This is a genomic window from Helicobacter apodemus (assembly GCF_000765745.2).
Classification (GTDB): domain Bacteria; phylum Campylobacterota; class Campylobacteria; order Campylobacterales; family Helicobacteraceae; genus Helicobacter_D; species Helicobacter_D apodemus.
The window spans coordinates 1-11,517 of record NZ_JRPC02000007.1 but is presented as its reverse complement, the minus strand read 5'-3'; the positions used below and the strand labels follow the sequence as shown (position 1 = coordinate 11,517).

11 protein-coding genes and 1 tRNA gene are annotated in these 11,517 nt (G+C 35.3%); 6 read left to right on the top strand and 6 right to left on the bottom strand.

Annotated elements, in window-relative coordinates:
- Positions 1-10: 10 nt before the first annotated feature.
- Positions 11-256, bottom strand: a complete 246-nt coding sequence (locus tag LS72_RS03390) for a NifU family protein (RefSeq protein WP_034552577.1) — start codon at positions 254-256, stop codon at positions 11-13.
- Between the two features lie 281 nt (positions 257-537).
- Here LS72_RS03390 and LS72_RS03385 point away from each other — a divergent pair, with 281 nt between their 5' ends.
- From LS72_RS03385 to LS72_RS03370, 4 genes are all read left to right on the top strand, one after another.
- The gene (locus LS72_RS03385; RefSeq protein ID WP_034552580.1) at positions 538-1,311 is read left to right on the top strand and encodes a fumarate reductase cytochrome b subunit; all 774 of its coding nucleotides are present in this window, start codon (positions 538-540) and stop codon (positions 1,309-1,311) included.
- 10 nt (positions 1,312-1,321) lie between these two features.
- Positions 1,322-3,295: a fumarate reductase flavoprotein subunit gene (locus LS72_RS03380; protein WP_138155031.1), complete on the top strand. Its 1,974-nt coding sequence runs from the start codon at positions 1,322-1,324 to the stop codon at positions 3,293-3,295.
- The gene (locus LS72_RS03375; protein WP_034555148.1) at positions 3,292-4,038 is read left to right on the top strand and encodes a fumarate reductase iron-sulfur subunit; all 747 of its coding nucleotides are present in this window, start codon (positions 3,292-3,294) and stop codon (positions 4,036-4,038) included. The genes LS72_RS03380 and LS72_RS03375 overlap by 4 nt, the downstream gene beginning before the upstream one ends.
- 23 nt (positions 4,039-4,061) lie before the next feature.
- Positions 4,062-4,149, top strand: a tRNA-Ser gene (locus LS72_RS03370).
- Between the two features lie 866 nt (positions 4,150-5,015).
- On the opposite strand, the gene LS72_RS03365 is transcribed toward LS72_RS03370, so the two are convergent.
- The 5 genes from LS72_RS03365 to LS72_RS03345 are packed head-to-tail and all read right to left on the bottom strand — an operon-like array spanning position 5,016 to position 9,208.
- Entirely contained in the window at positions 5,016-5,897 is an 882-nt protein-coding gene (locus LS72_RS03365) for an ATP-grasp domain-containing protein (RefSeq protein ID WP_052087376.1), read from the bottom strand.
- A complete protein-coding gene (locus tag LS72_RS03360) occupies positions 5,869-6,297 on the bottom strand; it encodes a plastocyanin/azurin family copper-binding protein (RefSeq protein WP_138155029.1) in 429 nt (142 codons plus the stop codon). The genes LS72_RS03365 and LS72_RS03360 overlap by 29 nt, the downstream gene beginning before the upstream one ends.
- Positions 6,298-6,311: 14 nt before the next feature.
- Positions 6,312-7,076 carry an ABC transporter ATP-binding protein gene (locus LS72_RS03355; protein WP_034555158.1) on the bottom strand — a complete coding sequence of 255 codons (765 nt, stop codon included), beginning with the start codon at positions 7,074-7,076 and terminating at the stop codon, positions 6,312-6,314.
- Positions 7,070-8,128 (bottom strand): FecCD family ABC transporter permease, encoded by a 1,059-nt coding sequence (locus LS72_RS03350; protein ID WP_034555156.1) that lies wholly within the window; start codon positions 8,126-8,128, stop codon positions 7,070-7,072. The genes LS72_RS03355 and LS72_RS03350 overlap by 7 nt, the downstream gene beginning before the upstream one ends.
- Positions 8,129-8,140: 12 nt before the next feature.
- A complete protein-coding gene (locus LS72_RS03345) occupies positions 8,141-9,208 on the bottom strand; it encodes an ABC transporter substrate-binding protein (protein WP_414458059.1) in 1,068 nt (355 codons plus the stop codon).
- 143 nt (positions 9,209-9,351) lie between these two features.
- Between LS72_RS03345 and LS72_RS03340 the strand changes: the two genes are divergently transcribed.
- Positions 9,352-10,779 (top strand): major outer membrane protein, encoded by a 1,428-nt coding sequence (locus LS72_RS03340; RefSeq protein ID WP_138155025.1) that lies wholly within the window; start codon positions 9,352-9,354, stop codon positions 10,777-10,779.
- Positions 10,780-11,045: 266 nt separating this feature from the next.
- The coding region (locus LS72_RS03335) for a hypothetical protein (RefSeq protein WP_138155023.1) at positions 11,046-11,517 on the top strand (472 nt) is incomplete at its 3' end.

Below are 11,517 nucleotides of genomic sequence, written 5' to 3'. Positions count from 1 at the left end.
TATTTTTACTTTAAGCAATATTAATAAGCTCTATTTCTGGGTGAATCTCATCCTTTAAAGCCCGTTCAATACCAAACTTCAAAGTCCTAGAGCTACTAGCACAGCCTTTACAGGCTCCCTCTAGACGAACATATACCTTACCTTCTTCAATTTTTAATAAAGTTACATTCCCCCCATCAGCTACTAACATTGGACGCACTTTATCAATTACAATCTCAACAGGCTTTAATAATTCTTCATCACTAAAAGGCATCATTACAATATCTCCTTAACAAATATAATCGTATTCTTTAAAGTAATTTTTTTCTATGCAAATATCCATAACAAGCTGGATAATACTTTTTTATCCTTTAAGTTTCTTTAAAAGTTACATTTTTTATCAACATCCCTAGCCACACAAACATGAATCTTGCACTCTATACTTTAAATATTCAATAAAATTTAATTGATTTTGTCTTATAATTAATGCTCTGTTTTTATAGTTTTAAGCTGAATGTCGTGCGAAAGCACTCAAATATTCCACTTTGGGAGGATTTTATGCAAAATGATGAAGGAATTATCCAAGGTTATTTAAAAATAACTCCAGAGCGCAAAAAAAGCAAACTTCCTGCGCGTTTAGATTTTTGGCAAAGTGCTACAGGCTTATTTCTAGCACTTTTTATGATAGCACATATGTTTTTTGTCTCTAGTATCTTATTGGGTCAAGAAATTATGTATAAAGTAACAAAATTTTTTGAAGGGAGTGTATTCTTAGAAAAAGAACAACCATTCCTCGTTAGCATTGTCGCAATAATTGTAATTGTAGCCTTTGTTGTCCATGCTTTTTTGGCATTAAGAAAATTTCCTATTAATTTTCAGCAATTCAGTATTTTTAAAATACATAAAACCCTAATGAAACACGGCGATACATCACTATGGTGGATTCAAGCCTGTAGTGGCTTTGCGTTATTCTTTTTAGCCAGTGTGCATTTATTTGTGATGCTAACAGCTCCAGATACTATTGGACCTAATGCTTCAGCTTACCGCTTCGTGCATCAACATTTTTGGATTTTATATATCTTTTTACTTTTTGCAGTGGAATTACACGCCTCTATTGGTTTATACCGCCTCTGTGTAAAATGGGGTTGGTTTGAAAACTTAGGTTTAAACACTTTAAGAAATATCAAAAAGGGTATGAGTATTTTCTTTATCACTCTTGGGTTATTAACCTTTGGGGCATATGTAAAAATCGGGCTATCACAAGATATATCCCCTAATACAAGCATTGAAGATATGAAAACTCTAGATCATACACTCTATGGTAAAAAATGAGGAGTTATAAATGAAAATTATATATTGTGATTCACTAGTAATTGGCGGAGGTTTAGCAGGGCTTAGAGCTGCAGTAGCTTGTCAATCAAAGGGATTAAATACTATTGTTTTAAGCCTAATTCCCGTAAAAAGAAGCCATTCTGCAGCCGCACAAGGTGGTATGCAAGCAAGTCTTGGTAACTCCAAAATGAGTGATGGGGATAATGAGGATTTGCACTTTGCTGATACCGTAAAGGGAAGTGATTGGGGTTGCGACCAAAAAGTAGCGAGAATGTTTGTTACAACTGCCCCTAAAGCTATCCGACAACTAGCCGCTTGGGGCGTCCCTTGGACGAGAATCAAAAAAGGGGATAGAACCGCCATTATCAACGCTCAAAAAACAACTATTACAGAAGAAGATTTTCGGCATGGCTTAATCCATTCTAGAGATTTTGGTGGGACAAAAAAATGGAGGACTTGCTACACAGCAGATGCGACAGGACATACTATGTTATTTGCAGTAGCTAATGAAGCCTTAAAACACGATGTTACTATCCACGATAGAAAAGAAGCCATTGCCCTTATCCACAAGGATAAGCGATGTTATGGTGCAATTGTAAGAGACTTAATCACAGGAGAGTTAATCGGCTATGTCGCAAAGGGCACATTAATCGCTACAGGAGGATATGGAAGAATCTATAAAGATACTACAAATGCTGTTATTTGTGAGGGAATAGGAAGTGCCATCGCCCTTGAAACAGGGGTAGCAAAATTAGGCAATATGGAAGCGGTGCAATTCCACCCTACCGCACTTTTTCCTAGTGGTATCTTACTCACTGAAGGTTGTCGTGGAGATGGTGGGGTATTAAGAGATGTTGATGGATACCGTTTTATGCCTGATTATGAACCAGAAAAAAAGGAGCTTGCAAGTCGTGATGTTGTAGCGCGTAGAATGATTCAAAGAATCCGAGAGGGTAAAGGAGTACAATCTCCTTATGGAGAGCATTTATGGCTTGATATTTCTATCTTAGGCAGACAACATATCGAAACGAATTTAAGAGATGTGCAAGAAATTTGTGAGTGCTTTGCAGGAATTGACCCTGCTGAAAAATGGGCTCCTGTTAAGCCTATGCAACACTACTCAATGGGTGGTATCCGCACAAACTACAAAGGGGAAACCGCCTTAGAAGGGCTTTTCTCTGCAGGTGAAGCAGCTTGTTGGGATTTACACGGATTTAATAGATTAGGTGGAAACTCTGTCAGTGAAGCGGTAGTTTCAGGGATGATTATCGGAGATTATTTTGCACAAAGTTGCCAAAACACCTATGCCACAATTGAAACAAAATTGGTGGAAGAATTTATCCAAAAACAACAAACCTACCTTAATAACATTTTAACTAGTGAGGGTAAAGAAAATGTTTTTGAAATTAAAAACAGAATGAAAGAAATTATGGGAGAAAAGGTTGGTATATTCCGTGATGGGACTCATCTTAAAGAAGCAGTAGATGAGCTAGAGCAGCTCTATATCCGCTCCCAAAATATCGCAATTAAAACCAAACGACTAGAAGCTAATCCAGAGTTAGAAGAAGCCTATAGAGTCCCAAAAATGCTTAAAATCGCTCTTTGTGTTGCTAAAGGTGCTTTAGATAGGACAGAATCAAGAGGTGCACATAGCCGTGAAGACTACCCTAAAAGGGATGATGTCAATTGGTTAAAGAGAACTTTAGCTTCTTGGGAAGACCCCAATCAAACCTTACCGACACTCACCTATGAGTCCCTAGATATTGCGACAATGGAAATTGCTCCAGGATTCCGTGGATATGGTGCTAAGGGAATGATTATTGAAAACCCAGAAAGTCTAAGGAGACAAGAAGAAATTGATAAAATACGCTCTGATATGGAAGCACAAGGAAAGGACAGGTATGCCATTCAAGAAGCATTAATGCCTTTTGATTTACAAGCATATTATAAAACCCGCAATGAAAGAATAGGAGATAAACAATGAGTAGAACCACAGAAAATAGCGGTAGAACGCTAACAATTAAAGTATTAAAGTTTAACCCAAATAGTGCGGTTTCAAAACCCCATTTTGTAGAGTATAAACTCCAAGAAGCACATTCAATGACCGTATTTATTGTCTTAAATATGATTAGGGAACAATATGATCCCGATTTAAGCTTTGACTTTGTATGCCGTGCTGGAATCTGCGGGAGTTGTGGAATGATGATTAATGGACGCCCAAGACTTGCTTGTAGAACCCTAACTAAAGACTTTCCCGATGGCGTAATTACCCTTATGCCACTCCCTGCCTTTAAACTTATTAAAGATTTATCTGTGGATACCGGTAATTGGTTTAATGGTATGAGCAAAAGAGTAAAAAGCTGGATTCACGCACAAGAAAAAAGCGTGGAACATATGAGCCAACTAGAAGAAAGGGTAGAACCAGAAGTAGCCCAAGAAGTTTTTGAACTTGATAGATGTATTGAATGTGGTTGTTGTATAGCAGCTTGCGGGACGAAATTAATGCGTGAAGACTTTGTTGGGGCTGCAGGGCTTAATCGTGTTGTGAGATTTATGCTTGACCCACACGATGAAAGAAACAATGAGGATTATTATGAGCTAGTAGGCGATGATGATGGTGTGTTTGGTTGTATGAGTTTGCTTGCCTGTCATGATGTTTGCCCAAAAGATCTCCCACTTCAAAGCAAAATTGCCTATTTGCGTCGCAAAATGGTAACTATAAAATAATCTACCCCTTTTTTGGGGGATATAGAGAGGTGTCCGAGTGGTTGAAGGAGCACGCCTGGAACGCGTGTAAAGTGCAAGCTTTCGAGGGTTCGAATCCCTTCCTCTCTGCCATATACTTTATCACTTCAAATAAATTATAAATGTATTTTCTATCTTCAAAACTCTTTTAAAATCCATACTTTAGAAACTTCACACAAAATTTTTTATCATTTTTTACGAGCCTATAATGCACTCTCAATGATTTTAAATCCCATTACCCAAAGTTCCCCTAAGTCTCTAAACAATATGAGTATAACCGCAAGTGCAAGAGGATAGGTGTGTAATATTTTAGAAATAAACACAACATATTAACAAATCTTTTTTAGGTAAAGATAATAGCAATCTTTGCATTATGCGTAGAAAATGAACTTTATATAAAATAACTCAAAGATTATAAATCAATAAGAATTGGAGGATAAAACTAGAAGTTTCTAGGCAAGTTGCAGCTTACTTTAACCTGCATTCTAAATTTGTAATGATTTTTGTAAATGCTTTAATACGCTTTTAAAGTCACTTTTTAGATGGGTTGCTGTGATTGATTTTGTGATATTTTGTGAAAAAAGCTTTCTTAATTTTTCATTTTAAAACAAAGTGTTTCAAAAAACAAATTACCATTAAAACAAAATCAAGCCTACTCACTTTCTCAATTTAGCACTTTGAAATAAAATACCACCTTATATAAATTATTATCCTAAAAAGGCTATTCACGCCACTTTAGAATCAATCTTATCCCCTTAAAGCCATTGAATGCTAAAGGTAAATTAAGTTTGTGAAATCTTATTGACTTATTAACCCCTTTTTATAATTTTATTGTAATCAATAAATCACTAAGGATTCTAGCCTTATAACAAACCCTAAAATAGTTAAGTTCAATATTCTATTAGGCTTATTAAATCCCATTATAAGGATTGAAGATAAATTTAAACCTATTAATGATTTTACACCCCTAAAAACTCTAAAAGGTTTGCAATGAAACTTTGTAGAGAAGTTTGCGGATAATAATCAAAATATAAAGAGGGTTCAATGAGTTCCACTTCGCTAATCAAAGCTCTTTGACTATCTTGGGGCAACAAATCAACACGCACATAACAAGCCCTAAAAGGGAGATTTTCCACAACCTTTTTTGCAATCTCCACCCATTGATCGCTAGGTTCTATTGCGTGAATAGTTGTCTTATAATGAGAATTAGCCCTCCACTCACTAAGAGCGGGTTTCCTATGGATAGCGTATTGGTATTCTTGGCAAAAGAACACCAAACAAACTTCCCCTTGTGTATAAACACTCTCTATAAAGGGCTGAACCATTGCCCCTAAGGGATAATCCATTTGCCTCAAAGGTTGTGTATTGAATCGCACTACTCCCATTCCACTTTGCCCAACTAGAGGCTTAATAACAGGATTGCTCCATTGTTTTTGCCCTATCCTCTCCTCCCAAAAAGGTGTATGGGGATAAAGAACCAAACTAGGGATAATAGGTAAATCCCTCTTTTGTAGATCCAATAAATAATCTTTTTGTAAATTCCACAAAATCAATGCAGAAGGATTTACAATCCTTAAAGAAGATTCTTCTATTTTCTCTAAAAATTCTAAAAAAAGCGAATAATGTAGGGAATAATCCCAAATGGCTAAAGGCAGAATAATAGTCTTAGTATCTAAATAATCTAGGGGTATTTCTTGCCAATTTTGCAACCAACAAGCAAACCCCTTTTGCTCCAAAGCCATTTTTAGCTGCACTAACCCCTCATTGCCTTGTGGATATTGAGCACAAGTAGCAATTAAAAAAGAATAATCCCTACTCTTTGATAGCTTTTGCGTATTCAATCAATCGCCCCCTATTAACTTGCGCTCTCCTATCTAACTTAGGCACAGAATCTCTAATCTTTTGAATATTAAGCGCATTACCTACTTGAATAATACCTACCATATTCATCATTTGATGGGGAGGACACACATAAATATAAACCCCTTCTTTATCAAATTTAAAGGTAGCTCTTTCATCTAGCTCACTCAAAAAATGCTCCGCATCATCAGGGATTAACTTACTTTGCACATAATGGGTTTTATGCGTTGGGACAAAGGTAATAGTATCTCCGGGTTGTATTTGGATAAACCCCGGTTCAAATACCATAGTATTCCCCTGTTTATCTAAATCTAGCATTTTCACCTCATAATCTTTTGCATAGGCTACACATATTGCGAATAACAATAAAATAAATCGCATAATAACTCCTTAAATTAAATCGCTTCTTTAGCAACCACAACAGGAAAATTCCTATCATCATAAAAGATATTTGCCAAAACCTTATAGACTTTTTCTATCAGCTCTTGCGTTAAAACACATCTCGCACTTCCTTTAGCTGCTATCTTAGAATCAGATAAAACGATTAATTCATCAGCAAATTGTACCGCTAAAGAAATATCGTGCAAAATCATTAGGGTAATCAAATCTTTTTTAATAGTATATTTTCGCACATAATTAAGTAAGATACATTGATAACGCATATCTAAAGCACTCACGGGTTCATCTAGCAAAAGGAGTTTAGGATTCTTCACTAAAACTTGTGCGAACATCACCATTTGCCTCTGCCCTCCAGAGCAATCCATAATATCCCTTTGGGCTAGATGAATAATGCCTAATTCTTGCATAATTTTAGCAGCTAAACGCACTTTCTCATCCTCTATATAAACACCCAAAGAATCCATTAAACCCAATAAAACTACTTCTAAAACACTTAAGCTAACATCGACATTATTATCTTGAGGCATATAGCCAATGGATTTTCTCCAAGTATATTGTTGCAAAAAATTCAAAGTCTCTCCTGCAAAGCTTATCTCACCCTTATGCTTAATTTCCCCAAAAATTGCTTTCATCAAAGAAGATTTTCCAGCTCCATTTGCACCTAAGAGTGCATAAACCTTTCCCTTTTGCAAACTAAGATTAGCACCCTCTAACACACAAAACTTACCGCGATAAATACTTAAATCCTTTAAAACTAGCATACTAACTTCCTTTTTGAGAGAATAATCCAAAAGAAAAAGGGAACTCCCACAAAAGAGGTAATAATCCCAACAGGAAATAAAGCTCCAGGAATAATAACTTTAGAAAGCACAGAAGCTATAGATAAAAAAGCAGCCCCCACTAGCATAGCACTAGGCAAAAAGAATCGTTGATCTTCACCCACTAAGATTCTTGCGATATGGGGTGCAACCAACCCAATAAATCCAATAACACCGACAAAACTAATAGCCGTAGCCGTCATAATAGAAACAAATACTAAGACCTTAAAACGCAATCTACTAAGATTTACCCCAATACTCATAGCCCTACTCTCACCTAAACGCAACGCAGTTAATGCCCAAATATCCCTAAAAAGTAATAAAATACAAACAAAAGTAACCATAAAAACAACCACTACATTGACCCAATTAGCCTTTTGCAAACTTCCAAATAGCCAAAATAGAATCTGTTGGGAAATTTCTGGTGAAGATACATACTGCACCAAAGACAGGAGCGATTGAAAAAGAAATAATAAGGCAATCCCTACAAGCACCAATAAGGAGGAATTAAATTGCTTTAAACCCGCAAAACCAAATAAAATACTCGCACAAACCATCGACATTACAAAAGCCCCCAAAGGCACAGCTATAATTAAAGGCAACCCAAAAGAGCCAAAGGCAATCACTAAAGAAGCTCCAAACCCCGATGCGGCTGCTAACCCTAAAGTATAAGGAGATGCCATAGGATTATTTAAAAGCGTTTGAATCTCTGCCCCACCTACCCCCAATGCTGCACCAACAATTAATGCCATTAATGCCATAGGTAACCGCAAATCATTCACAATCATTAAAGAAATTTTATCAATCTCCTCTTGTGGAAAAATAGGATGAAATAAAGCCAAAAAAACTTCTTTAATAGGCAACATAGAAGGACCTGTAACAATATCAAAAACTAAAGATATAAAAGCAATCACTAAAAAGCTAAGAATAATTACCAAACGGCGGTATTCACTTTTTCTATGATTTTTTAAAGTTTCTTCAATTTGCTTAGACATAAATAGACTCTATTATTGACTTGCTCTAATCCCAAAAGTCCCTTCTGGAACAATGGGAAGATATTTCTTATGATAATCAATGTAAGTTTGAATAGGGTCTATATCTTCAAATAAAGTAGGGTATAAAGCCTTAGCAATATATTCAATCATTGCCGCATCCGCTAAAGTCCTAGAAGCCCCCATATAAAGACCATAAAGACGATTATTAGAAATTGCATTTAAGGATTTCCACCCCGCCCTTTTCTTATAAGCGTTTAATCTCCTTAAAGCCTCTTGATTGCTAATACCAATCCCCATAACCATAGATTCTTTGTTTTTCTCTAATTCCGTCTCTCTACCAGTAATCATAATAACATCAGGATTTGAAACGATAATTTGTTCAGGATTGATAGGTGCCCATTTCTCTACAAAAGGAGCCGCTATATTATCTCCCCCTGCTAAATCAATCAAGGAGCCCCACATATCTTTACCATAAGTAAAGCCATATTCATTAGGACCCTTATTTCCAAATTCTATATAGATTCTAGGCTTAGGAAGATTTGCTTTAGCAATTCTACTCGCAACTTTATTGGCAATATCCTCATAAAATTTTGCTAACTCCTCTGCCCTCTTATTCTCTCCCGTAATTTTCCCTAAAATCATAGTGCTAGCGATATGCAAAGGCACAAGCTCACGATTATAATCTAAAACCACAATAGGAATCCCTGCCTTTTCAATAGGCTCTAAATCTAATTCTAACACTTGATACTGCCAATTTGCCAAAATTAATAAATCAGGTTTTAAAGAAAGCACTTTTTCAATAGAAAATGTCCCAACCTCCACTTCTCCAAAATCCTCTAACCGATGAAGTTGCGGGAGTTTTTTACTATAAACTTCCCAACTAGCTGGAGTCCAATCCGTCCAAACAGACTTAGAAAATCCCACAACATTATCTAATGCCTTGACCCCACCAACTGCTAGATAATCGGTATAATAAAACCCTAACGCAATGCGTTTTGCTGGAAGATTAACTTTTACCTCCCTACCCAAAACATCAACAATAACCTCCTCTTTAGCAAAGGAAATTCCGCCAAAGAACATTAAAAACCCTAAAAATAATCGCCATAAAAATTTCATCTCTAAAACCTCACTATTCATTTTTACTTATGATAATAATTACTATTATATTACTTCTTAAGCTGTAAGTCAATATAATCCCTTCAAAAGTTTTTAAGGAGTTTCAAATGTCAAAAAAATTCTTATTAATTTTAGGATTAGGATTTGGGCTAGTCTCTACAAGCCCAGCACAAGATCTACAAAATGCTATTAAAAACATAGATGTTAGAGGGATGTTGCGTTATCGCTATACAGATGACCGCTATAAAGACCAAAACTACATTAAAAATAATAATGGAAATGGAAGAGCAAGGCATCAATACCGAGCAGCGATTGATTTTAAAACTGCTCCTGTTAATAATATAAGTTTTAATTTAGGATTGCTCTATCACAATCCTTTACAAAATGTCAATCACGGAAAAGGGTTGCCAGAATCCAATCCTCCAACTAATGGAGCGGGTGCTTTTCTAGGGAGAGGTTTAGGAGCAGGTGCAGATTCACACTTTGGGATTTCTAATTTCAATATGACTCTAACCCCTACAGATACTACTAGCATTAAGCTAGGCAAAATGGTTCTCAACACTCCATATAGCGATGTTTTACACGATAGAGCAACAGGAGCTATCATCACAAATTCAGATATACAAAATTGGACTTTTATGGCTTCTATTTTTGATTCTTGGAGTGTTGATGATATGTATATTGGGTATCTTGGGGATAATCGCTCCATTGATAAATCATTCTTTTCTTTAGCCGCATTAGGAAATTATCAAACAAAATATGGAAATTTTCATGCACAAATTTGGGGATTCCACATTAAGGATCTCTTAAAAGCTGGACTTTATACACAACTCTCTTGGGAAAGAGGAATTTTCTTTTATAATGGATTTTACTCTTTTGCTAATCTTGATAATAGCAGCACAAGTATTCTCTACCCTCTCTACAACAATGAAAAACTCAATCCACAAACTAACAAATTCAAAAACAAAGCAGATTTATTTGGGATAGAATTAGGTGCTAAATTCCATAAATTCCATATTCCTTTGAGAGTAAGAATAGGATATTGGGGGAACACACAAGATAGCTACACGGTTTCTTTAGATAACGAGGGTTATTATATGAGTGAGCCAATTGGGAGAATCTTTTTTGAAAACTCTGCTACAGGGATGACGATTTCTATGCTACCAAATACCGGCACACAAACCCCTGCTAGAAATGAAAGTAACTCATTAAATCTTTTCTATATTAACCCCACTTATGAACTCACAAAAAAATTAAAAGTAGGGATAGAATACACTAAAGGAGCAACAAAATTCCAAAGGGGGAGAGGCAATGATAACTATAATGCACAAATCAAATTCCAAGAAATTACACCTATTCTTTACTACCAACATACCAAACAAATGCGTATTACGATGTTTTATATGTTTTTAAATACCAAAAGTGATAAAGAAATCTTTCTAAAGAAAAAAGATACTTCCGTTTGGGATGACAATAAACAAAGCCAAGAAGAACAACGAAAGAGATTCCGCTTAGAGCTTCGCTATAATTTTTAATTTCTATAAAAATGAATTGTTTATTTTAACCTTTACTTAAGCTAAATAGGTTATTAAATCCCTAACTATATAAAATGCCTAAATTACACAAAGAAATCCTTGCGTAATTTTAATACAACCAATAATCCTAATATTATTTAATAAAGTTTAAATTTTATGCTATACTAGGAATGTTAAAAATAGTTTATGACAAATACATAATAAAAATGCCTAAATCTCCTAATATAATAATATATTAGGGGGGGGGGGGCAAAAAAGGAGAAATTATGAGTAATAAATCTTTTTATGTAAGCCCTATTATAAATTCTATGGGGGGGGGGGGCAATAATACTCCTCTAAGAAGCCAAGTCTTACATTCTAAAACAGATTCTAAAGTCAATGCTAAAACTGCAAATACTATAACTTTACAATCCCATACAAAAGATTCTACTTTAGAATCTAAGAGTAATCTTAAAGTTTATATTCCTAATTCCTTAACTTTTAATGCCCATAAACCCTTTACTCCCTCTTTTCTCTCTTTAATCTGTGCAAGTGTTTTATTAACACTGCCTTATAATGTTGTAGCTAAAGATAATTGGGTTTTATTAGGAAATACTGGTTTAGATACAACTGATGCTAATACCAATAAAGTTACATCATCACTTACTAATAAACAAATCTCTGCTTCCCAAAATAAAGAATATAAAAACTTAGAGATTACTAATAGTGGGAGTATTACTAATACCAATGCTAACTATG

Bases quoted from the DNA above. Each gene is read 5' to 3' on its own strand.
- LS72_RS03390 (WP_034552577.1), bottom strand. From the start codon at position 256: ATGATGCCTTTTAGTGATGAAGAATTATTAAAGCCTGTTGAGATTGTA.
- LS72_RS03385 (WP_034552580.1), top strand. From the start codon at position 538: ATGCAAAATGATGAAGGAATTATCCAAGGTTATTTAAAAATAACTCCA.
- LS72_RS03380 (WP_138155031.1), top strand. From the start codon at position 1,322: ATGAAAATTATATATTGTGATTCACTAGTAATTGGCGGAGGTTTAGCA.
- LS72_RS03375 (WP_034555148.1), top strand. From the start codon at position 3,292: ATGAGTAGAACCACAGAAAATAGCGGTAGAACGCTAACAATTAAAGTA.
- LS72_RS03360 (WP_138155029.1), bottom strand. From the start codon at position 6,297: ATGCGATTTATTTTATTGTTATTCGCAATATGTGTAGCCTATGCAAAA.
- LS72_RS03355 (WP_034555158.1), bottom strand. From the start codon at position 7,076: ATGCTAGTTTTAAAGGATTTAAGTATTTATCGCGGTAAGTTTTGTGTG.
- LS72_RS03350 (WP_034555156.1), bottom strand. From the start codon at position 8,128: ATGTCTAAGCAAATTGAAGAAACTTTAAAAAATCATAGAAAAAGTGAA.
- LS72_RS03345 (WP_414458059.1), bottom strand. From the start codon at position 9,208: ATGTTCTTTGGCGGAATTTCCTTTGCTAAAGAGGAGGTTATTGTTGAT.
- LS72_RS03340 (WP_138155025.1), top strand. From the start codon at position 9,352: ATGTCAAAAAAATTCTTATTAATTTTAGGATTAGGATTTGGGCTAGTC.